A 21,561-nucleotide genomic window follows, 5' to 3' on the forward strand; every position below is an offset into this window, starting at 1 on the left:
AGCAACTCGAGTCTAACAACTCGAAAAAAGCGCCTGAAAGCGCGTGCTAGATTTCCTGGAGCAGGTCGAATGCGGCCTGCTCCTTTGCTTGCCGCTGGGCGTTCAGGTCGGCCACCACCACATGGCCCACGCGCTCGATGGCGTCCCTCTGCTCGGGGGTCAGGCGCACCCACAGCTTGGTGGCAGCTAGCTCGTTCACGGTGGCGCTGATGAGAAATCCCTGGTAAACGCCCTCGTCGGTGAGGGCCACGTACACGGCCTTCTTGTCGTGAGGCGACTTCAGGCGTTTGCCCCAGCCGCGGCCCACGAGGCGATCCACGGCGCGCGCCGCGTTCACCGGCGACATCATCAGCTGCTCTGCCAGGGTTCCGACGCGTTCGGGATGATCCGTCTCGCCGAGGCGTTGGACGATGCGGCACTCGTTGAGCGACGCGCCTGTGGCATCGCGCAGGGTGCGCTCTGTCTCGGCGCGGATGAGCTCGATGGATACGAGCGAGCGCGTGGCAGGGAAACGCTGAGCGCGCCCAGCGTGCAGTGGGGGTTCGATGTGGGCTGCGGCGGCAACCGCCGCTTCCAGAATGGTGCGATACGTGGGATCTTGGGTTGGGAAGGTGGCGTACAAGCTCTCTACCAGGGACTGGTTGACGGCAGCGACATGCTCGGCGCCGTCGTCGGTGACAGCGAGGAACCGCGTGCGGCCATCGGTCGTGCCAGCCTCGCGGGTCGCGTACCCATGGGCGACGAGGGCGTCGACGGCCTGAGTCACCACATTGGGCTTCATGCCTAAAATCTTTCCGAGCTCCCCTTGGCTTACGGGCGCCGAGGCCTGCATCAGCTTCGTTAAAATGCGGTACTGGGTGATGTTCAGGTCGCTCGCCTGCTCCAACCCGCGGCGCAGGGCCTCATGGGCCATTTCGAAGGCCACGAAGTACGTGGAGTCCAGGTTGAATTTGTTCGCGACCTCGGCCATTACGTCCTTTCGGCTGCCGGAAAGTTAGTTCATCGATGCAACGATTAGTCTAGCGTTCTCCGACGGTTCGAGGAGGCGTCGATCTCGCTCGTTACAAAGACTTCACAGCTCGTTCTGCACACTTTTCCGAAAAAATGGTCACAAAACCGAGTTCTGAACTCTTGCTTGCGGGGGCACGAAATGCAAGGTTCAATCTCTCCAACTTTGACCTGGTGTTTTACGGAAGCTTGTCGTTCGCACCGGGATCGGCGATCGCTTGAAAAGCGCCAGTTGCATTAAAACAGGTCTTCGGAAAGTTCAAAACTCGGTTTTGTGACCAAAAATGCGAAAAGTTTTGTTGTTCAGCGGGCGTTGGTGATAGTGCCGTCGGGGGCGATGAAAAAGGCCTGCAGAATTTCGGGGTGTCGGCGGGCGAGGGCGAGTCCGCGCTTAAGGCCGAGGGCGAGCAGGGTGGTAGAGAAGCCCTCCGCGTCGATGGATTTCTCGCAGATGACGGTGACGCCGGCCACGTCGGTTTCGACGGGGCGTCCCGTGCGCGGATCGAGGATATGGTGGTAGAAGGTGCCGTCGGGCGCGGTGAAGCAGCGCTCGTAGACGCCACTCGTGACGGCCGATCCCGCAACCAGGGGCACGGCGCCGATGAGCTGGGAGGGGTCGCGCGGATCGCGGATGCCCACGCGCCAAGGGTCGCCTGTGGGCTTGGTGCCGCTCACGGCCACGTTGCCGCCGAGGTTCACGATGATGCCCGAGAGCCCGTGGGCCTCCATGGCCGCCACGAGCGCATCGGCGATCCATCCTTTGGCGATGCCGCCGACGTCCACGGCGGCATCGGGGTCGGCCAGCTGCGCGAAGCAGGCCTTGGGTTCGGGCGCTGCCTCGAACCCGGGCACCGCCTCGGTTGCGGCATCGGCGTCGCTCTCGGCCGCTGTGGCTGCCGGCGTCTTCCACAATCTGAGCGCGTGCCAGTCGACGTGGCGCACCGCCTCGGCGAGTGCACCATCATCGGGCACTGTGCCCTCGTGAAAATTCCACAGGCGCACCGCCGGGCCTACGGTAATGTCGAAGGCGCCCTCGCTTTCCGCGCAGTAGGAAAGCGCCCTCTCGAGCAGGTCGTAGGTCAAAGGGTCGATGGCCACGGGCTGGCCGTGCGCGCTGTTTATGCGTGCGATGTCGGAGTGGGGAAGCGTGCGGCTGAACAGGCGCTCGTAGAGGCGGCAGCGCGCCCGGGCCTCCTCGAAGGCCGCTCGGCACGCCGCCGCTTCGCCGTAGGCTTCGATGTCGATGATGGTGTTGAACGCCAGAAAGCGCACGCCCGCCGGTTTGCCCCCGGTGGCATCGCGGGCCTCCAGGTACTGCTCGTCGGGGATGGGGTCGAGAATATGTGCGTCCGTTTTGCTCATGGCGGACAGTATAGCGAACTCGGCGAAGGGGAGGGACGACGCGCGCGCCATCTGTAGTATCATGGGCGGCACGCGAACAACGAAGAGAAAGGCGCTCGATGAAGGCACTCATTCCCGCGGCGGGGCTCGGTACCCGCTTTCTGCCGGCTACCAAGGCCCAGCCCAAAGAAATGCTGCTGGTGGTGGATCGTCCGGCCATCCAGTATGTGGTGGAAGAGGGTCTGGCTTCCGGCGCTGATGAGGTCGTGATCGTCAACAGCCGCGAGAAGAAGGCCATTGAGGACCACTTCACGCCGAACCCGGAGCTGGTGGCGCTTCTGCGCGAGCGCGGCAAGGACGCCTATGCCGACGCGGTGGAATATGTCGGCAACCTGCCGGTCAGCTACGTGTATCAGGAGGAGGCGCTGGGGCTGGGACATGCCGTGCGCTGCGCGGCAGAGAAGACGGGCGACGAGCCGTTCTACGTGCTGCTCGGCGATGTGCTCGTGCCGGGCAATGAGATGCTGCCGGCTATGAAGGCGGTCTCCGACGCCCATGGCGGGGCCAGCGTCATCGCGGTCATGCCCGTGCCCGACGACCAGGTGAGCCGGTTCGGCGTCATCGCCGGGGAGGCGGTGGCCGAGAATGTGTGGAAGGTGGACTCGCTGGTGGAAAAGCCGGCGCTAGAGGATGCGCCGTCGAACCTGGCGGTGTTCGGTCGCTACCTGCTCTCGCCCCGCGTGATGGAGCTGCTGGCCGATGTGGAGCCGGGGGTGGGCGGCGAGATTCAGCTCACCGACGCGCTGGACGCGGTGCTTGCCGAGGAGGAGATGTACGCGCTTGTGGTGGATCCGGCCGACGGCTTCGACACGGGCACCGTGGAGAGCTGGCTCGAGACGAACAACGTGCTGTTCGCGCGTCGTCAGGGATAGGTATTACCGCTGATGAGGTTTCTTCTAAAATGTGAAGAATTACTTAACGATGAGCCTATGAATCCACAAGTTCACCATGGGTGCATCATAGGGAATTCAAGGGTGGCTGTTATACTGACGTCAGCAAGTGAGACAACCCCCTCCGATCACTTGCCTGCTTTGTCTCTTTAAAGCAGAAAGCGGCTCCGCGAGAGTCGCATCCCCCCTCCTTCTGGCCCGGCGGCCCCCTCCGCCGGGCCGCTTCTTTTTTGTCGTGCATTTCGCATTGATAAAACATTTGTTCTATTATTTTGGCGGGCTCCGTGGTACTATTACGGGCTATGGATACTTTGTTTACTGCTATGGAAAATGATCGGAAGCGGGACGTGGCGCCGCTGGCGGTGCGCATGCGTCCGCGCACGCTCGACGAGGTGGTCGGGCAGGCGGAGGCCGTGGGCGAGGGCAGCTGGCTGCGCGCGGCCATCGAGAACGACACGTTAAGCTCCGTCATCCTCTTCGGGCCGGCGGGCACGGGCAAGACGTCGCTCGCCCATGTCATCGCGGAGTCGACCCGCGCCACCTTCGTGGAGGTGTCGGCTATCGGGGGCACGGTGTCCGACTTGCGCCGGGAAATCGACGCGGCGGAGAAGCGGCTCGTCATGGGGGGCTTGCGCACCATCCTGTTCGTCGACGAGATCCACCGCTTCAACCGCAGCCAGCAGGACGCGTTGCTGCATGCGGTGGAAGACCGGCTCGTGGTGCTCGTGGGCGCCACCACGGAAAACCCGTTTTTCGAAGTGAACTCAGCCCTCATCTCCCGCTCGCGCATCGTGGAGCTGCACTCGCTGTCCGACGACGAGATCGCCGAGCTGGTGGGCCGCGCTGTGGAAGACGCGCGGGGGCTGGCCGGCTGCTATGCTCTGGAAGAGGACGCCACCGCGGCCATCGTCACCCTGGCCGGCGGCGACGGCCGCGGGGCGCTCACAACGTTGGAGTTGGCCGCTGGTATGGTGGCGCCGGGCACGAAGGAGGCCCCCGTTTCCATCACCGAGGCCATGGTGCGGGCCGCCACGCCCCATCGCGCGCTGCCCTACGACAAGAACAAGGACATGCACTACGACATCATCTCCGCGTTCATCAAGAGCATGCGGGGCAGCGATCCGGATGCCGCCGTGTACTGGCTCGCCCGCATGATCGACGGGGGAGAGGACCCGAAGTTCATCGCCCGGCGCATGTACATCGCTGCCTCGGAGGATATCGGGAACGCCGACCCCCAGGCCCTGCTCGTGGCCGAGGCCGCCTTCCGGGCTGCCGAGGTCATCGGCTACCCGGAGTGCCGCATCAACTTGGCACAGGCCGCCATTTACTTGGCGCTGGCGCCGAAGTCCAACAGCGCCGAGGCCGCGATCGATGCGGCGCTGCGCGAAGTGCGCAACGGCCCGGTGCGCAAGGTGCCCGACTACCTGCGCGACCGTCATCGCCCCGGCTCGGAAAACTACGGCGAGTACAAGTACCCCCACAGCTACCCGGCCGGCTGGGTCGATCAGCGCTATCTGCCCGAGGGCCTTGAGCGCGGCTGCTTCTACCAACCCGGCGAGCGCGGCTGGGAGGCTTACCGCACCGACGCCGCCGCTCGCGACCGCCAGGGGAGTTGAGTCGCGGCTCGGCGTATTGCGTCCGCCGCGTTGCGGGCACCGCGCAGCGAGCCAGGCATCGTGCTGGGGCGACGTTCGGTCGAGGGCGCCCCAGCACGGGTGCCGCTGGCGATGTCGCTCGCGTGTGACACGATGTCAACTTCCGTTTACGGAATGGCTACCATGCGGACGCGTTCCGTGGAGGCCCTGCGCAACTTAATTAGAATGACTCCAGTAATGGTATAGTCAGGTCTTCGGAATTATAAGGAGGCTCATCATGGATTTCGCAGGGATCGTGGACATCGCGCTGCCCGTCGTCTACGTGCTCGTCGGCGCGGTGCTCGTATGGTTCGTCGTGGAATTGGCGCTCACCATCCGCTCGACGCGCTCGACCATCGACGACGCCCATAAGGAGCTCACCCCCACGCTGAAGAACGTGGAGAAGATCACCGCTCAGGTCGACCCCCTCATCGCCCATGTGGATGCCCTGGTAACTGACCAGATCGACCCGCTGCTTACCCGCGTGAACGAGATCGCCGAGGAGGCCAAGCCCGCCGTGGGCCGCGTCGATCCGCTGGTGGAGCGTCTGTCGCTCACGGTGGACGCGGCGAATTTGGAACTCATGCGCGTCGACCAGATTCTGGAAGATGTGACCCAGATCACCGATTCCGTCTCGAAGGCCGCCGGTGCCGTGGATACCGTGACGAGCGCTCCGATCGATTTGGTGAACTCGCTCACGGGCAAGTTGCGCAGCAAGTTCAAGCCGCGCTACGCCTCTGACGAGTCCGTGAGCTTGGGAGCCGCTGCCGACGCCAGCGCCGCCGCGAAGGCCGGCCGTGCGCCCGAGCGCGGGGCGACCGTTGCCGATGCCGTCTCGGCCATGGGGGATGCCGCCCGCGCCGTCGTCGCCGAGGGCAAAGACCGCCGCGCCGCTGTCAAGGCCGCCAACGCGGCCAGCCAAGAACGTGCCCGCGACTTCGAAGACCAGCTCTCCGGTACCGCCGGCACCATCGCCGATGCGGCCGTGGCCAACGCCAACGCCGATACCGACACCGACGCGCCGACCGCGTCTGCGACGGCCCCTGCCGACCCCGCAGCCGCTGCCTCGCCGGCCGTCTCTCCCAACGCCGCCGCGGCTAAGGCCAAGCCGGCCCCCGTGGGGAACAGCCCCTACACCGTTCAGTAGCTCGCACCCGAGGAGATTCCCATGAGCACCGACGCGTCTCAATCGCAGGGAGGAGCCGACGCGCCCGCTTCCGTCAACAACCCGCGCAGCGCGGCCGCCGCGGCCACCGCTGCCGCCAACGCCATCTCGCGCACCAAGCAGGCCCGCGCCCGCACGCGCTTCTTCGACCTGTGGGCCGTGGTGGCGGCCATCCTGCTTCTGGCGGCGATCGTCTACCTGCTGAACATCCTGTCGGTGCCCGTGGCCATCCTCATCTGGACCGTCATCATCGTCTTCTGCCTGCGCGGCATTGTGAACGGGCTGGAGAAGCACCACGTCAACCGCGGTTTGGGCACCACTATCGCCTACATCATCATGGCGCTCGTGCTCGCTCTTATCGGCTTCCTTCTGTTCTCGCCTATGTTCGGCCTGAACGCCCAGTTCAACGACTTGGTCAGCAACCTGCCCCATTATGTTGATGCGGTCATCGCCTGGGGCAACGACCTGTACGCCCGCTACGCCCCGATGCTCGAGGACGAAACGGTGAAGAACGTCATCAGCGAGGTGCAGAAGTCGGCCGCATCCTGGGCCTCCTCCATCGCCCAGGGCAGCGCCAACGGCATCGTGGCCTTCTCCACGACGCTGGCCAACGGCCTTATGGCCTTAGGGTTCGCGCTCGTCATCGCCTTCTGGATCCTCATGGAGCTGCCGGCCATGGGCCGCGAGACGCGCCGGCTCATCGGCCCCAAGCACGCCGAGGACGCCGAGTTCTTCCACGCCACCTTCACCCGCGTCATGGGCGGCTACATCAAGGGAACGCTTCTGCAGTGCGCCGTCATCGGCGTGGGCTGCGGCATCCTGTTCCAGGTCGTTGGCGCGCCCAACGCGGCCGTGCTCGGCCTCATCACCGGCGTGATGAACATCATCCCCATCATCGGCCCGTGGCTGGGAGGTGCGCTCGCGGCCATCGCGGCCGTCTTCGTGAGCCCGCTGGTGGCCCTTATCGCCCTGGCCGGGACCGTGGTCATCCAGCAGCTCGTCTACACCTTCGTCTCGCCGAAGATCATGGCGAACTCGGTGGACATCCACCCGGCTCTCACCCTTATCGCGTTGATGGTGGGCTCGGCCCTCGGCGGCGCCATGAGCGGTCTTATGGGGTCGCTCGTGGGCATGCTCGCCTCCATCCCGCTGGTGGCCGTGGCCAAATCGGTGTTCGTCTACTACTTCGAGAAAAAGACCGGCCGGCACCTGGTGGCCGAGGACGGCGTGTTCTTCAAGGGCGTGCCGTCGGACAACGAGGAAGTGAACCCGCTGTCGGACGCCACGTCACCGGGCGTCACCACCGGCTCCATGAAGCCCATCAAGCTGGACGACGCGACGCTGTTCGGCCGCAAGTTGCCGAAGCTGCGCTCGCAGGCCCATGGGAAGGTGACGGCGCGCCATTCCCATGATGACACGTCGTCTTCCAAAAAGTAGCGCGCAAGGAGCGCTATAATCTGCTGCAACTGTTTTCGTTGACCGTAAAGGACGGATAGAACACCTATGCGTTACATGACCACCGCTGAGATTCGCGAGAAGTACCTGAACTACTTTCAGGAGAAGGGCTGCAAGCTCGTGCCCTCCTCCTCGCTCATCCCCGACGACCCGTCGCTTCTTCTGACGAGCGCCGGCATGGTGCAGTTCAAGCCCTACTTCCTGCAGCAGAAGCAGCTGGAGGCGCCCTACATCGGCACCACCTCCGTGCAGAAGTGCGTGCGCACCAACGACATCGACATCATCGGCACCACGGGCCGCCATCTGAGCTTCTTCGAGATGCTCGGCAACTTCTCCTTCGGCGAGTACTTCAAGGAAGAGATGTGCGCCTGGGCCTACGACTTCTCCGTGAACGTGCTAGGGCTGCCGCCGGAGCGTTTGTACTTCACGGTGTTCGAGGATGACGACGAGACCATCGAGATTTGGAAGAACCTGGGCGTGCCCGAGGACCACATCTCGCGCCTCGGCGAGGACGACAACTTCTGGCGCGCCGGGCCCACCGGCCCCTGCGGCCCCTGCTCGGAGATCTACTACGACCAGGGCCCCGAGTTCGGCTGCGGCAGCCCCGACTGCGCGCCGGGCTGCGACTGCGACCGGTTCCTGGAGTACTGGAATTGCGTGTTCACCCAGTACGACGGCCAGGAGGACGGCACCTTGGCGCCCCTTCCCAAGAAGAACATCGACACGGGCATGGGGCTCGAGCGCATGGCCGCCATCATGCAGGGCGTGCAGTCCAACTACGAGACCGACGTGCTGCGCAGCCTGGTGGCCGTGGGCGAGCGTCTGGCCGGCGTGACCTACGGCGAGGACGCCGAGACCGACCTGGCCCTGCGCATCATCGCCGACCACTCCCGCTCGGTCACCTTCATGATCGCCGACGGCATCCTGCCGGGCAACGAGGGCCGCGGCTACGTGCTGCGCCGCCTGCTGCGCCGTGCCATCATGAAGGCCCAGCTCATCGGCATCGAGGGGCACTTCCTCAACGAGTACGTGGACGAGATCGTGCGGCTCATGGGAGATGTGTACCCCGAGATCGTGGAGAACCGCGAGCTGGAACGCGGCCTCATCATGGCCGAGGAGGACCGCTTCGGCGCCACCCTGCGCCAGGGCCAGGCCTACCTGGAGGAGGCCCTCGGCAAGCTCGAGGGCGACGTGCTCTCCGGCGAGGAGGCCTTCACCCTGCACGACACCTACGGCTTCCCCGTGGAAGTGACCCAGGAGATCGCGGAGGGCCGCGGCGTGAAAGTGGACATGGAGGCCTTCGAGGCCGCCATGGAGGCCCAGCGCGAGCGCGCCCGCGCCGCCGGCGCGAAGGACGCCGAGGCGGCCTGGTCCACCTACGGCGGCATCTACAGCGATCTTTTGAACGAGCTCGGCCCCACGGAGTTCATCGGCTACGATGCCACCGCCGCCGAGACGCGCGTGCTGGCCGTCGTCGTCGATGGCGAGCGCGTGGGCACCCTGGCGCCGGGGCAGACCGGCGAGGTGGTGCTGGCCGCCACGCCCTTCTACGCCGAGATGGGCGGAGAAGTGGGGGACACCGGCATCATCGAGAACGGCGAGGGACGCATTTTCGTGCTGGACACGAAGGCCCCCGAGAAGGGCCTGTTCGTGCACGCGGTGCGCGCCGAGGAGGCGGGGCTTGCCGAGGGTGATACCGTCGTGGCCCGCGTGGACGCGAACCGCCGCGCCGCCATCGAGCGCAACCACACCGCCACCCACATCCTGCACGCCGCGTTGCGCCGCGTGCTCGGCGACCACGTGAAGCAGGCCGGCTCCTACGTGGGGCCCGACCGCCTGCGCTTCGACTTCACCCATTTCGAGGCGTGCACGCCCGAGCAGCTGGCCGAGGTGGAGCGCGAGGCCAACGAGCACATCATGAGCGCTACGCCCACCACCATTTACGAGACGTCGCTGGAAGAGGCCCGCGCTGCCGGCGTGACGGGCTTGTTCGGCGAGAAGTACGGCGAGGTCGTGCGCGTGGTGGAGGCGGGCGACCTCTCCCGTGAGCTGTGTGGCGGCTGCCATGTGAGCAACACCGCCGAGATCGGCTTTTTGAAGATCACGAGCGAGTCGTCGGTGGGCGCCAACGTGCGCCGCATCGAGGCCGTGACGAGCTACGGCGCGCTCGCCTATGTGAACAAGGTGGAGGCCGAGCTGAAGGAGGCCGCGGCCACCTTGCGCGTGCCGCCCTTCGACGTGTCCGAGCGCGTGGCGGCCGACCAGAAGGCCCTGAAGGAGATGCGCACCAAGGCCAAGCGCGCCAAGAGCATGATCGGCGACGACATGTTCGCGACGCTGCTCTCCCAAGTGCAGCTAGCTCCGGCGGGATACCCCGTCATCATCGCGCGCACCGAGGTGCGCGACGGCGGCCAGATGCGCAACATGTGGGATGTCGTGCGCAGCCGCATGGACGCGCCCGGCGCCATGGTGGTGGCCGGTGTGAACGACGGCAAGCCCGTACTCATGGCCGCCGGCACCGACGAGGCCGTGGCGGCGGGCTTCAACGCCGGGGCCATCATCAAGGCCATGGGCCCGGCCATCCAGGGCGGTGGCGGTGGCAAGCCCACCATGGCCCAGGCCGGCGGCAAGAATGCCGAGGGCATCGATGAAGCCCTGGAGATCGCCCGCAACATGATCCTGTAGCGACGCGGAAGGGCGGTTCCGCGATCCCTGGTGCTCAAAACTCTCAAAGAAAGGACGGCCTCGCGCCGTCCTTTCTCTGTGCACGAGCTCTACCATCGGTATGACGGTATTTCAAATTTTCTCAAAGTGCGGTATAGTGCACCAACCAATATAAGGTCAGGGGGTTTGCTATGATGCCGAGGGAAAAGCTCGCTAAGTATGGCGCTGCTACTTTAACGGATCTAGAGCTGTTGCTGCTTGTGATAGGGAGCGGGAATAAACAAGTGTCAGCACGAGCGATTGCCACTCAGGTCCTCAAGCTGCTTAAAGAGAAGGGCGGTGAGGTAACGTATCGCGACCTTGCAGGGGTAAAGGGCATGGGCGTTGCCAAGACAAGTGAGATGATTGCCCTGTTCGAACTGGGCAGACGCTACCTTGTTCCTGCGGACAAACCGATCATTGCTTCTACCGATGATGCCGTGGAGCAGCTAAAAGATCTCCGTTCCAAGAAGCAAGAGTGCTTCGCCGTTCTTACGCTGGACGGCGCCAATCGACTCATAAGCAATAAGATTGTATTTCAGGGGACTCTGGATCGAAGCATCATTCACCCTCGAGAGATATTTGCTTGCGCAATTGAGGATCGAGCCGCGAGCATCATCGTTGCCCATAACCATCCCAGCGGAAATCCAAGGCCCTCCGAGGAGGATGTTGCCGTTACAAAGCGGATTCTAGAAGCTGGAGAGCTTCTTGGCATTAAAGTTCTCGAGCACATCATCGTGACAAAAAGCGAGCAGTGGAGCATTTAGATGTTGGCTAGCAAGAAAATGTAATTAGAGAAAATTACAAAATCATATTGACAACTCGGTCAATTATATTACCATACAGCTTGTAATTGTAGAAAGGCACGGTTGTAGGCTATGAAATTGACTGATGTGGTTGAGCTGAAAAGCGGAACGCCGCAGTTTCGTCTGATCGAAACGTCGGATCCGGAGGCGCCTGTCTATTGTTTTTACGGTCAGCAGGAGCTCGAGGCGGATTTAACGGGCATGGGTGGCGACGCAGATTGCGCGAAGAGGATTCGCACGCATGATGCGGTCGAGGTGCTCTCTGCGGACGATCTCGTGTTTAGCCTTATGTCGGGAAAAGCTGCGTTAGTGAGCGAGCGTCACGAAGGGTATCTTCTCACGCAGAATTTCTCAAAGCTCGCTCCGTCGCCAATGATCGATGCTCGATACCTCGTCTATCTTCTGAACGAGCATAAAGGAGTGAGACGACAGCTCACTCTCGGTCAGCAAGGCTCCTTCACCATGAAGTACACCGTAAGGCAGTTGACCGATCTGCTGCTCCCCGATCTTCCTTCACGGGCAACGCAAGAGGCCATAGGCAGTTTGTACTTCAGTATAAATAGGGTTACCGCTTTGAGGCATGATGTGGCAGAAAAAGAGAAACTTGTGGTGATGGGTAGAATCAAGGAGGCGTACTAGCGATGGACGAGCTTCGATTTGAAACCGAACTAATACAGTATCTATGCCATGGGGCAGTTTCTTCGGCGCAATCGCCGGAAGCTGATTCGGTGGCAGAGCGACCCGTCGATTATGTCGTCAAAACGAAGCTCTGGAAGTACGAGCCCGATATTAAGACAACCGATCAACTTTGGGAAAACTTCAAGAACATTCTTGAGAGGCACAATTGGGCAACGCTTGATCACCCTCTGAGCGTGATCGAATTCAACCAGGTCAAACGCATCATATCCGATTTGCGCACGCCGTATAAGGCGGGTCAGTTCCTTTACGGGATGAACGGTGTGTCGCAGATTGAGATCGATCTCGATGACGGTCGCCATGTGTTTCTCACGGTATTCGATCAAAGCCAGATTGGCGCAGGCGATACGATTTACCAGGTAGTGAACCAAATCGAGCGTCCAGCAAAAATAACAGGGAAGCAGGACAGGCGCTTCGACACAACGCTGCTTATCAACGGCTTGCCTATCATTCAGATTGAGGAGAAGCGTGATACTCGCAATGTAGATGAGGCACTGAATCAGATGCATCAGTACATCGATGAAGGACAATATCGTGATATCTACTCGACGCTGCAGATACTGGTAGCTATCACTCCGAATAATGTGAAGTACATGGCGAACACAACGGCCGAGGCCTTTAACAAGGATTTCGCTTTCAACTGGCAGCGAAAAAGCGACAATGCCATTGTGCGCAATTGGAGGGAGTTCGCCGACTCGATGCTCTCTATTCCTATGGCGCATCAGATGGCGACGAACTATATGATCCTCGATGGCACCAAGAACAAAGAAGCGCTGAAGGTCATGCGTCCTTATCAGGTGTACGCCACGCAAAAAGTAATCGATGGTCTTAAACGTATCGATTTCGAATTTGGCGATAACAAGGTGGGATATATCTGGCATACCACTGGGTCGGGAAAAACGATTACGAGCTTTAAAACCGCTTGGCTTGCCAGCCGTATGCCCAAAATCGACAAAGTCGTGTTTCTCGTCGATCGCATCGCGCTTACCAACCAGACAACAGACAATTACCGTGCCTATGACCCAGATGCGCAGATGGCGGCAACGGGGAGTTTCGACGAGGATCCGTCGGGGAGCGTACGGGACACCAAGAGCACTGCCGATCTTAGTCGTAAGTTGAAATCGAAGGACAACGGCATCATCGTCACATCGGTGCAGAAGCTCGACAAGCTCGTTAAGCGCCCATCGTTTAGCGCCCCTGACAAGAATATCGTCTTTATTGTGGACGAGGCGCATCGCTCGACGGGGGGCGACTCGTTCAAAGCTATTCAGAAAGCATTCAAACATGCAGCATGGGTTGGCTATACGGGAACGCCCACTTTCGACGATGCCGGGCAGAGTGTTCGCACAGAAGATATCTTCGGGGAGTTGCTGCATGCCTACACCATTCGAGAGGCTATCGCCGATCAGAATGTTCTTGGGTTTAAGGTCGATTTCGAAACGACAATCGACGAGGAGGAAATGAAGGAACGTTATCTTCCCGGATTCTATCGCGAGCAGCATCCCGATTGGACCGACGAACAAATTCGGCGCAAGATAGACATCATGACACCGGAAGATATGGATGATGCTGTTGCCGCGAGTTTTTACGATGAGAACAAAGACCACGTCAAGCTCGTTGTTGCCGATATTTTCAAGAACTGGCGAAACCGCTCCAACGAAGGCAAATACAACGCGCTGCTCACCACGCATGTTGGTGGCGGAAAGGCGAGTACACCGATGGCGATGATGTACTTTGATGAGTTCTGCCGAGTGAATGAGGAGCGCCAGGCGCAGGGGGAGTCAACCCTCAAGGTGGCGGTCACATTCAGCCAGAACACCTCGAATAACGATTTTCAGCTGGAGACGAATCGGGGTCTACATCGTGCGATGCAGGCTTACAACAAGGAATTCGGAACGAGTTTTGGCATGGACAACGTTGCCGGATACACCGAAGATGTCACCTCGCGCCTGCGAAGAACGACCGACGACGGCAATTATCTCGATATTGTCATCGTGGTAGATCAGTTACTGACCGGGTTCGATGCGCCAGAGCTTAACACGCTCTACGTCGATCGTACTCTGAAGGGCGCTAGTCTCATCCAGGCTTACTCGCGCACGAATCGCATTGCGGATTTGCAAGATAAGCCATGGGGCCGCATTGTGAACTACCGATGGCCGGCGCAAAACGAGCGGCTCATGAACGAAGCGCTCGCGGTGTATGCTAACAAGGAATCGGCCGATCTCTCGGACGAGGAACGGAGCAGGCAGAACGTTATCGACGGCTTGACGGCTCCGCAGTTCGAGGAAGTATTTCAAACGGTGAAGTGTAAGGTGGAAAAGCTCGATGATCTGACGAGCGGCTTTACTCAGCTGCCTGCCTCGGAGAAGCAAAAAGAGTATATGTTCGAGCTCTTGCGCGAGTACAATGCAGGTATGGCGAAGCTCAAGCAGTTCGAACCTGGAGAAGCTGCGGGGGAGGGTTACAACTACGATGATCCCGATGAGCTCATTGTGGCGTTGGGCATGTCGCCTGATCAGGAAACCATGTTGACGACTGTTCTCACCAACGAACTTAAGGAATATATCGCCAAGAAGAAGAACATTCCCGTCTTTCAGCTTGAGTTGAAGCTCACCCATGTAAAGGACGTGGAGGTTAATTACGATTATCTGACCGAGCTCATTGAGAAGCTGCTCAACCAAGTTCATGACGGTGAGCAGGCGCAGGCGCAGCGGACCCAAGCGGAAATCAGGCAATTTGCCAATGGCTTGGAGGATCGTGCCTATGCTGCTAAGGCGATCAATGCAGTGGCGGCGATCATGCGCGGAGACTATCCGACCGATGCAACTGACTTGAAGTATCCCTACAAGCTTAAGGACAGCATGAGGGTTATCGAAGAGGCGAACGATGTAAGTTTAGAAAAAACACTGCTCGATTTTCGCTATCAGTGGGGAATCACCGAAGTTGTGAGAAGCGCCGATATGCGAGAGCTGTTCGCCCATCATCGGTACGGGCAGCAAGATCTTGATGATACGGGTCGCCTTCGTGCCATCATTGCCGATGCGAGTGAGAGCTATCGCGTTATGGCCAACGACGCAGAAGTGCGCGCGCTGCCGAGAATCAAATACCGCAACGGACTTCGCGAAGCCATTTATAAATTAGCCGATGCGCTTGTCGAGAGCTAGGGGTTTGCATGTCGTATGAACCGCCATTCAAGTTGAATGAGAGAATTCTGCAACTTGTTGCAGATATTGCGCAGAAGGTCGGCCGAGTCGAGATCCTGGGAGGATTCAATGTCAGCCCCCAGCTTCGCAAGGAAAACCGTATCCGCACCATTCAGTCGTCACTGGCAATTGAGAACAACAGCCTCTCGCTTGAGCAAGTCACGGCGATTGTAGACAACAAGCGTGTGCTTGCGCCTCCCAGGGATATCTTGGAAGTGCAGAACGCCATAAAGGCCTACGAGGCTCTGCCAACGTTCAACGCGACATCCTTGGAAGACTTGCTTGAGGCGCATCGACTTCTCATGTCGGGTCTTACCTCGGAGTCTGGTCGCTTTCGAAGCGGGAATATAGGCGTATTCAGCGGGGATCAGCTTATCCATGCGGGGACGCCGGCTCATTACGTCCCGGAGGTCATGGAAAACTTGTTTTCATGGCTGAGGCATTCCGAGGCTCATCCTCTTGTAACTTCGTGCGTGTTCCATTACGAGTTCGAGTTTATCCACCCCTTCGTAGACGGCAACGGCCGCATGGGGCGCTTGTGGCAGACTTTAATACTTAGCGGTTGGAACTCGCTCTTTTCATGGCTTCCTGTGGAGTCGATTGTTAAAGATCGCCAGGAAGGCTATTACCGCGTACTTCAACAAGCGGACAATGCGGCTGACTCAACACCGTTTGTGGCGTTTATGCTGGGGGCTCTTAATGACGCTCTCGATGAAGTTGCTTCCCGAGGGGATGATGTCGGTATAAATGTCGGTATAAATGTCGGTATAAATGACGGAGTAGCGAATGCGGTGAGCCAGGCGCAAGAGAAAACCCTCGCGCTGATGAGAGCTAATCCGACTATTACGGCTGCTCAGTTGGCTGAGCGACTTTCATTGAGTAAACGGCAAGTAGAGCGACTCGTGGCTACGCTGAAAGCTGAAGGCAGGCTCGTCCGTATCGGCGCAAACCGCAATGGTCACTGGGAAGTGAGGTAGAAAAATGGAAGAAAGAAGAAACGTGCCCAAGCTTCGTTTTCCCGGTTTCACTGACCCTTGGGAACAGCGTAGGTTGGGGGAGCTCGGTTCCGTCGTGATGTGCAAGCGAATTTACAAAGATCAAACTACCGAGAGAGGCGACGTGCCATTCTTCAAGATTGGAACTTTTGGAGGAGAGCCCGACGCTTTCATCTCGAATGAGCTATTCGAGAAATATCAGGAGCTGTATTCGTTTCCCAAGGTTGGCGACATCCTTATCTCAGCAGCGGGGACAATAGGAAGAACGACTGTCTACCAGGGAGAACGTGCCTATTTTCAGGATTCGAATATCGTATGGCTGGATCACGACGACCGGCTCGACAACGGCTTTCTTCTGCAATATTTGAACGATCAAACATGGAGCAGCTTAGAAGGTAGCACGCTCAAGCGACTTTACAATAAAGACATTCTTGATGCGCGTATCGCTCTACCGGCATTGGACGAGCAGCAATGTGTCGGTTCGTTCTTCGCCAAGCTCGACTCGCTCATCGCCCTTCATCAGCGTGAGTTAGATCACGTTAAAGAATTGAAGAAGGGTCTGCTCCAAAAAATGTTTCCAAAGGAAGGGACGAATGTACCGGAACTCCGTTTTCCCGGTTTCACTGACCCTTGGGAACAGCGTAGGTTGGGGGAGCTCGGTTCCGTCGTGATGTGCAAGCGAATTTACAAAGATCAAACTACCGAGAGAGGCGACGTGCCATTCTTCAAGATTGGAACTTTTGGAGGAGAGCCCGACGCTTTCATCTCGAATGAGCTATTCGAGAAATATCAGGAGCTGTATTCGTTTCCCAAGGTTGGCGACATCCTTATCTCAGCAGCGGGGACAATAGGAAGAACGACTGTCTACCAGGGAGAACGTGCCTATTTTCAGGATTCGAATATCGTATGGCTGGATCACGACGACCGGCTCGACAACGGCTTTCTTCTGCAATATTTGAACGATCAAACATGGAGCAGCTTAGAAGGTAGCACGCTCAAGCGACTTTACAATAAAGACATTCTTGATGCGCGTATCGCTCTACCGGCATTGGACGAGCAGCAATGTGTCGGTTCGTTCTTCGCCAAGCTCGACTCGCTCATCGCCCTTCATCAGCGTGAGCTGGATCACGTCAAGGAATTGAAAAAAGGTCTGCTTCAGCAGATGTTCGTCTAAGAAAGGAATACAAGAAAATGAGCGACTTGAACGAAATCTCCTCCAAGCTTTGGGCAATGGCAAACGAACTGCGCGGCAATATGGATGCTGCGGAGTACAAGAACTATATTCTGGCTTTCATGTTCTACCGCTATCTTTCGGAGCATCAGGAAGAATACCTGGTGACCAATAACGTTTTGGATGTGGAGCCTGGCCAGACGGTCAACCAAGCCTATCTTGAGCAGGCCAACAACGAGGAGTTGGCAGACTATCTGGAGGACATCTCTTCAAGCTTGGGCTATGCGATCGAGCCGCTTGATACGTGGGCTTCTCTTGTTCATAAGATCGACGAGAGCATGGTCGTACCGAGCGACTACCAGAGCATGTTCGACCATTTCAACAAGAATGCGGAGCTCAACAAGGAGGCGGAGCGCGATTTCCGTGGCGTGTTCAACGACGTGAATCTCGGCGACTCGCGGCTGGGATCATCGACGAACGAGCGCGCCAAATCCCTTAACCGCATTGTGAAACTTGTGGATAGCATAGAGTACAAAAGCGATGACGGCAAAGACATTCTCGGCGCCATCTATGAGTACCTTATCAAGCAGTTCGCAGCTTCAGCGGGCAAGAAGGGCGGGGAGTTCTATACGCCTCACGAGGTGAGCGAGATTTTGGCGAAAATCGTGACGATGGATTGGGGGGATGCCGACTCTGCCTTCAGCGTGTATGACCCCACCATGGGATCTGGTTCCCTTCTGCTGACCGTTGGACAGGAGCTCCCTGATGGTCAGCCAATCAAGTACTATGGGCAAGAATTGAACACCACCACGTATAACTTGGCACGTATGAATTTGATGCTGCACGGGGTGTCGTTTAACAACATGACTCTTTCGAATGCCGATACGCTAGAAGGCGACTGGCCGGATGGACCGGATGAGAAGGGCATCGATCGCCCGCGCTCCTTCGATGCCGTCGTCGCAAATCCTCCTTATTCCGCGCATTGGGATAACAGCGACACAAAGCTTAAGGACGCGCGGTTCAAGGATTACGGCAAGCTGGCGCCCAAGACCAAGGCTGATTACGCGTTCATTCTGCACAGCTTGTACCATCTGAAGGATGGCGGCACTATGGCTATCGTGCTTCCGCATGGCGTGTTGTTCCGCGGAGCAGCTGAGGGCGTGATCAGAAAGGCGATCATAGAGAATAAGAATTATCTCGATACCGTGATCGGGCTGCCCGCGAACATCTTCTACGGCGCGGGTATTCCGACGATCATTCTCGTGTTCAAGAAGGGACGCGAGGCTAAGGATATCTTGTTCATCGACGCATCTCGCGAGTTCGAAAAGGCAAAGAATCAGAACCGTCTGACTTCCGCCAATATCGAGAAAATCGTTGAGACCTACAGGAATCGCCAGGATGTTGAAAAGTACGCCCACGTTGCATCCCTCGATGAGGTGAGGGAGAACGATTACAACCTCAACATCCCTCGATACGTCGATACGTTTGAGGAGGAAGAGGAGATAGATCTCAACGAAGTTCTGAAGCTGATTGAGCAGGACAAGAGGGAAATTGCCGAACTGGAGCGAGAAATCGCAGGTCAGCTTAAGCTGCTCGGCGTGTAAACTTTTCGAACCCGCTGTTTTGCCGTTCGGCAAAACAGCGGGCAATATGAGGCGACTTGGTTAAGGGGACGCCCGTCCGTCCCCATGCTATCGAGAAGGTACCGTGATGGATCGTGAACGTGCAATGCGAGAGGCCATCCATTCTGGAGAGATGGAGGGTACGTGGGTGTCCGTGGAGTTCCGCGCGGATGCTGAAGCATATATCGCCGGTGAGATCACTCTAGAGGAGCTTGGGGAGCGTACAAGAAGGCGCTGGGTGAGTCGTAGAGAAGATGCATTTCAAGATAGAGGAGCTTCTTGAGTTTTACTTAGGCGCCGCCGCGCTCGCGGGCTTAGTCAAATGGCGATTCTGGCCAAACGAAAGGCTCGACTTGCTCACGCTGATGAAGGGCGATGAGCGAGTCGAGCTTGGCGAAGAGGGCGCCGATGCGGGATTGCTCTGTTGTCGAAGGCATCGGCAATGCCATGCTTTTCATCTCAGAAAAATTAATGCTTTCAACAGTCGTGCCAACTTTTCCGAACTTTAGCAGCAGCTCTTTATCATGCCCCTCGAAATACCCTAAAAGCCAACGGGCTGACAACGATTCAGCGGGGACAATGACGCGAATATCTTGATTGACGGTCATAGGTTTTCGCAGTTCAGCTACGGGAAGAGTGTGGCGCAAGATGCCACTTCGCACAACAACCACGAGGGATCCAGCTGGGTATAAATTAAGCTCTGCAGCTCCTTTGTCAGATATGAGAGTCTTTGTCCTGCTGAGATACTGGGTTTTTACGTCCTGAGACGTCACCCATGGAATGCTTCCGTTTTCGTAGTTGGACAGATCCGCCATTGATGGCGTATGACCTCCCCCAAATGAAGCCACCTCCCCCAACCTACGCTGTTCCCAAGTTGTTTTCTCGCCGTGCAACGGCTTATGCGCTATCGAACTTCCTCGGATACAACACCGCTCTTCCCGTGCTAGAATCTTTAAAAGACGAAAGGATGCTGGATGCCGCGAAGCGCAAGGACAAACACCAAGATCAATTCCGATGCCGCAAAGCTGCGCATTCCGGCGACTGTGCTCGAGTCAATGGTAGATGCCATTACGGATGCGGTGCCTACCGACAGTATTTACATTTTCGGCAGTTACGCGCGCCGCGAAGAGCGCCCTTCGAGTGATGTCGACATCATGGTCATTACCGAGAACGACGATGAAAGGCCCCTTCGATATGCCACTAGAGCATCGACGTCGATCTCGCGACTGATGTACGATGCCGGCCTCGATTACGATCTGCTGGCTCGCTTTCGAGACGACTACCTTGATCGCAAAACCCGTTGCACGACAGTGGATTATGCCATCGCCAACGAGGGCGTGAGGATCTATGGCTAAAGTGCTTCGCGGTCTTCTCTATGCGGCGTCCGTGGATGTCGAAACCATTGACGCTCTTTCTTCGCTGGGAATTGCAAACTATGCGGAAAGTATCGGATACCACGCTCAACAAGCTGCTGAAAAGCTAGTGAAGTCGGTATTCGAGAAGAATGACGAGGCTTTCCCTTTTACGCACAATATCTCATCGTTACTCAATCGGGCCAACGACTTGGGCCTCCTCGATTTTAATGACGAAATCCTCGAGCACGCTTCGTACCTCTCGAGCCTTATATCGCTTACGCGTTATGCGGACGCTCCGGATTTTCAAGAGGGCGAGGCTCTGGATGCCATGCGCGCCTTCGAGGCTATCTCCCAAATGGTTTCCGACAACGGATACGAATCCCTCGCTCTGTCGCCATGCGGGAGCGAGCCGCAAGAGGGTTAGTCTGCCTTAGACTCCCTGTAAACGAAGGAGAGGGTTCGCCCGTTTTCATCCACCCACTCGGTCCATCCGTTGCAGCTACCTCCCAGAACGAAAACTGCGGCGGCGCTCGGACTGTCGAAATGCAATGTGCAGCTAAGTTCGTGCACATCGTCATCTCCGGGAGTAAGTTCGCCAGAATCGATGAGCTTGCTCCTCAATGACTCCAGTTTGTTGTTGGGGTGCCGCTGGGTACCCGCGCGTGTGCCTATGTCGATTTTCGATCCGGGAAGAACGTCGAACGATCCCTCGACGACGTTGTATCTTCCGAGCCCCCTCACTCCACGCCGAAACGTGTGAAATACCTGGTTGGATACACCTGACGAGTCGTCGCCCACGGCATCAAGCCCAAATCCCAACAGGGCCATGCGAAACAGGATATCCTCATGGAGTGCATGGATGAACGCTTCGTTGTAAGGACTAATATATGGCTTCGGGTCGTTGGTGTTTTCGACTTCATACGCACCGTGCTCTTTGATGTACTTAATAGCAATGGATTCCAGGCCGCTCACTACATCCATACTGAACTCGGTGTCAGGCGCGAGAAACATCACAGCCTTATTCCACCAATCTTTTCTCTGATTGTGATCGTCGAGCCGCTGGATTCCCTGGACGGTCTGACCGGCATAAACGCGCTTTAGCCTGCCCTTATTATCATCGAGAAGGTAATAGATGCCTCGTTTGGGAATTTCGGGGAGACCCTTCGCCTCGCTTAGCAGTTCCCGCGGTATCACGATGGTGACCAAGGTAGACCCCGCAATGCGACAGATCTTAATCCCGCTTGCATCTCCATTGATTATCTGCATGGTGAGAGTCTTGAGATCGATCATGATGGCCTTTCTCCAACGATTGATTTGATAATGATTTTATACTAAATACACTTGCGCGATCCCGGTAAGACGGCGTAAAGTTGATGGGGGTAATTCCTATCCCAGCACAGGGACCATGCCCTTGTCTATCCCCGCCGCATGGCGAACTTCGGCCGACTTGCCGACGA

Annotated in this window: 18 protein-coding genes; 14 read left to right on the forward strand and 4 right to left on the reverse strand. The window is 58.2% G+C overall.

Annotated features, from left to right (window positions below; genetic code table 11):
* Positions 1-46: 46 nt before the first annotated feature.
* Positions 47-970, reverse strand: a complete 924-nt coding sequence (locus tag ACW4QM_RS01285) for a MarR family winged helix-turn-helix transcriptional regulator (protein WP_455798108.1) — start codon at positions 968-970, stop codon at positions 47-49.
* Between the two features lie 341 nt (positions 971-1,311).
* Positions 1,312-2,370, reverse strand: coding sequence for an FAD:protein FMN transferase (locus ACW4QM_RS01290; RefSeq protein WP_455798109.1), 1,059 nt, complete (start codon positions 2,368-2,370; stop codon positions 1,312-1,314).
* 98 nt (positions 2,371-2,468) lie between these two features.
* Between ACW4QM_RS01290 and ACW4QM_RS01295 the strand changes: the two genes are divergently transcribed.
* From ACW4QM_RS01295 to ACW4QM_RS01350, 12 genes are all read left to right on the forward strand, one after another.
* Complete coding sequence (locus tag ACW4QM_RS01295; RefSeq protein ID WP_022739428.1) at positions 2,469-3,281, forward strand: UTP--glucose-1-phosphate uridylyltransferase; 813 nt, start codon at positions 2,469-2,471, stop codon at positions 3,279-3,281.
* A gap of 320 nt (positions 3,282-3,601) precedes the next feature.
* The gene (locus tag ACW4QM_RS01300; RefSeq protein WP_223900435.1) at positions 3,602-4,915 is read left to right on the forward strand and encodes a replication-associated recombination protein A; all 1,314 of its coding nucleotides are present in this window, start codon (positions 3,602-3,604) and stop codon (positions 4,913-4,915) included.
* Between the two features lie 256 nt (positions 4,916-5,171).
* Entirely contained in the window at positions 5,172-6,080 is a 909-nt protein-coding gene (locus ACW4QM_RS01305) for a DUF948 domain-containing protein (RefSeq protein ID WP_418380381.1), read from the forward strand.
* A 21-nt stretch (positions 6,081-6,101) separates the two neighbouring features.
* Positions 6,102-7,535, forward strand: coding sequence for an AI-2E family transporter (locus ACW4QM_RS01310; RefSeq protein ID WP_455798110.1), 1,434 nt, complete (start codon positions 6,102-6,104; stop codon positions 7,533-7,535).
* A 66-nt stretch (positions 7,536-7,601) separates the two neighbouring features.
* Positions 7,602-10,238, forward strand: coding sequence for an alanine--tRNA ligase (alaS, locus tag ACW4QM_RS01315; RefSeq protein WP_455798111.1), 2,637 nt, complete (start codon positions 7,602-7,604; stop codon positions 10,236-10,238).
* A gap of 170 nt (positions 10,239-10,408) precedes the next feature.
* Positions 10,409-11,023, forward strand: a complete 615-nt coding sequence (radC, locus tag ACW4QM_RS01320; RefSeq protein ID WP_418979921.1) for a RadC family protein — start codon at positions 10,409-10,411, stop codon at positions 11,021-11,023.
* Between the two features lie 111 nt (positions 11,024-11,134).
* Positions 11,135-11,701 (forward strand): hypothetical protein, encoded by a 567-nt coding sequence (locus ACW4QM_RS01325; RefSeq protein ID WP_455798112.1) that lies wholly within the window; start codon positions 11,135-11,137, stop codon positions 11,699-11,701.
* 2 nt (positions 11,702-11,703) lie between these two features.
* The gene (locus ACW4QM_RS01330; RefSeq protein WP_455798113.1) at positions 11,704-14,922 is read left to right on the forward strand and encodes a type I restriction endonuclease subunit R; all 3,219 of its coding nucleotides are present in this window, start codon (positions 11,704-11,706) and stop codon (positions 14,920-14,922) included.
* An 8-nt stretch (positions 14,923-14,930) separates the two neighbouring features.
* A complete protein-coding gene (locus ACW4QM_RS01335) occupies positions 14,931-15,938 on the forward strand; it encodes a Fic family protein (RefSeq protein ID WP_455798114.1) in 1,008 nt (335 codons plus the stop codon).
* A 4-nt stretch (positions 15,939-15,942) separates the two neighbouring features.
* Positions 15,943-17,130, forward strand: coding sequence for a restriction endonuclease subunit S (locus tag ACW4QM_RS01340; protein WP_455798115.1), 1,188 nt, complete (start codon positions 15,943-15,945; stop codon positions 17,128-17,130).
* A 17-nt stretch (positions 17,131-17,147) separates the two neighbouring features.
* Positions 17,148-18,731 (forward strand): type I restriction-modification system subunit M, encoded by a 1,584-nt coding sequence (locus ACW4QM_RS01345; protein ID WP_455798116.1) that lies wholly within the window; start codon positions 17,148-17,150, stop codon positions 18,729-18,731.
* 124 nt (positions 18,732-18,855) lie between these two features.
* The gene (locus ACW4QM_RS01350; RefSeq protein ID WP_418979929.1) at positions 18,856-19,032 is read left to right on the forward strand and encodes an antitoxin VbhA family protein; all 177 of its coding nucleotides are present in this window, start codon (positions 18,856-18,858) and stop codon (positions 19,030-19,032) included.
* Positions 19,033-19,063: 31 nt separating this feature from the next.
* On the opposite strand, the gene ACW4QM_RS01355 is transcribed toward ACW4QM_RS01350, so the two are convergent.
* Complete coding sequence (locus tag ACW4QM_RS01355) at positions 19,064-19,642, reverse strand: restriction endonuclease subunit S (protein WP_455798117.1); 579 nt, start codon at positions 19,640-19,642, stop codon at positions 19,064-19,066.
* Between the two features lie 81 nt (positions 19,643-19,723).
* On the opposite strand from ACW4QM_RS01355, the gene ACW4QM_RS01360 reads away from it, so the two are divergent.
* Together ACW4QM_RS01360 and ACW4QM_RS01365 are read left to right on the forward strand one after the other, a co-directional pair.
* Positions 19,724-20,104 (forward strand): nucleotidyltransferase domain-containing protein, encoded by a 381-nt coding sequence (locus ACW4QM_RS01360; protein WP_455798118.1) that lies wholly within the window; start codon positions 19,724-19,726, stop codon positions 20,102-20,104.
* On the forward strand, positions 20,097-20,528 hold the full coding sequence (locus ACW4QM_RS01365; RefSeq protein ID WP_455798119.1) for a HEPN domain-containing protein: 432 nt from the start codon (positions 20,097-20,099) through the stop codon (positions 20,526-20,528). The genes ACW4QM_RS01360 and ACW4QM_RS01365 overlap by 8 nt, the downstream gene beginning before the upstream one ends.
* On the opposite strand, the gene ACW4QM_RS01370 is transcribed toward ACW4QM_RS01365, so the two are convergent.
* On the reverse strand, positions 20,525-21,394 hold the full coding sequence (locus tag ACW4QM_RS01370) for a GIY-YIG nuclease family protein (protein WP_455798120.1): 870 nt from the start codon (positions 21,392-21,394) through the stop codon (positions 20,525-20,527). The genes ACW4QM_RS01365 and ACW4QM_RS01370 overlap by 4 nt on opposite strands.
* Between the last annotated feature and the right edge of the window lie 167 nt (positions 21,395-21,561).

The sequence above is a fragment of the Adlercreutzia sp. CNCM I-6207 genome (genome assembly GCF_977072305.1).

Coding starts and splice junctions, on each gene's coding strand:
- ACW4QM_RS01285 (WP_455798108.1), bottom strand. CDS start 970: ATGGCCGAGGTCGCGAACAAATTCAACCTGGACTCCACGTACTTCGTG.
- ACW4QM_RS01290 (WP_455798109.1), bottom strand. CDS start 2,370: ATGAGCAAAACGGACGCACATATTCTCGACCCCATCCCCGACGAGCAG.
- ACW4QM_RS01295 (WP_022739428.1), top strand. CDS start 2,469: ATGAAGGCACTCATTCCCGCGGCGGGGCTCGGTACCCGCTTTCTGCCG.
- ACW4QM_RS01300 (WP_223900435.1), top strand. CDS start 3,602: ATGGATACTTTGTTTACTGCTATGGAAAATGATCGGAAGCGGGACGTG.
- ACW4QM_RS01305 (WP_418380381.1), top strand. CDS start 5,172: ATGGATTTCGCAGGGATCGTGGACATCGCGCTGCCCGTCGTCTACGTG.
- ACW4QM_RS01310 (WP_455798110.1), top strand. CDS start 6,102: ATGAGCACCGACGCGTCTCAATCGCAGGGAGGAGCCGACGCGCCCGCT.
- alaS (WP_455798111.1), top strand. CDS start 7,602: ATGCGTTACATGACCACCGCTGAGATTCGCGAGAAGTACCTGAACTAC.
- radC (WP_418979921.1), top strand. CDS start 10,409: ATGATGCCGAGGGAAAAGCTCGCTAAGTATGGCGCTGCTACTTTAACG.
- ACW4QM_RS01325 (WP_455798112.1), top strand. CDS start 11,135: ATGAAATTGACTGATGTGGTTGAGCTGAAAAGCGGAACGCCGCAGTTT.
- ACW4QM_RS01330 (WP_455798113.1), top strand. CDS start 11,704: ATGGACGAGCTTCGATTTGAAACCGAACTAATACAGTATCTATGCCAT.
- ACW4QM_RS01335 (WP_455798114.1), top strand. CDS start 14,931: ATGTCGTATGAACCGCCATTCAAGTTGAATGAGAGAATTCTGCAACTT.
- ACW4QM_RS01340 (WP_455798115.1), top strand. CDS start 15,943: ATGGAAGAAAGAAGAAACGTGCCCAAGCTTCGTTTTCCCGGTTTCACT.
- ACW4QM_RS01345 (WP_455798116.1), top strand. CDS start 17,148: ATGAGCGACTTGAACGAAATCTCCTCCAAGCTTTGGGCAATGGCAAAC.
- ACW4QM_RS01350 (WP_418979929.1), top strand. CDS start 18,856: ATGCGAGAGGCCATCCATTCTGGAGAGATGGAGGGTACGTGGGTGTCC.
- ACW4QM_RS01360 (WP_455798118.1), top strand. CDS start 19,724: ATGCCGCGAAGCGCAAGGACAAACACCAAGATCAATTCCGATGCCGCA.
- ACW4QM_RS01365 (WP_455798119.1), top strand. CDS start 20,097: ATGGCTAAAGTGCTTCGCGGTCTTCTCTATGCGGCGTCCGTGGATGTC.
- ACW4QM_RS01370 (WP_455798120.1), bottom strand. CDS start 21,394: ATGATCGATCTCAAGACTCTCACCATGCAGATAATCAATGGAGATGCA.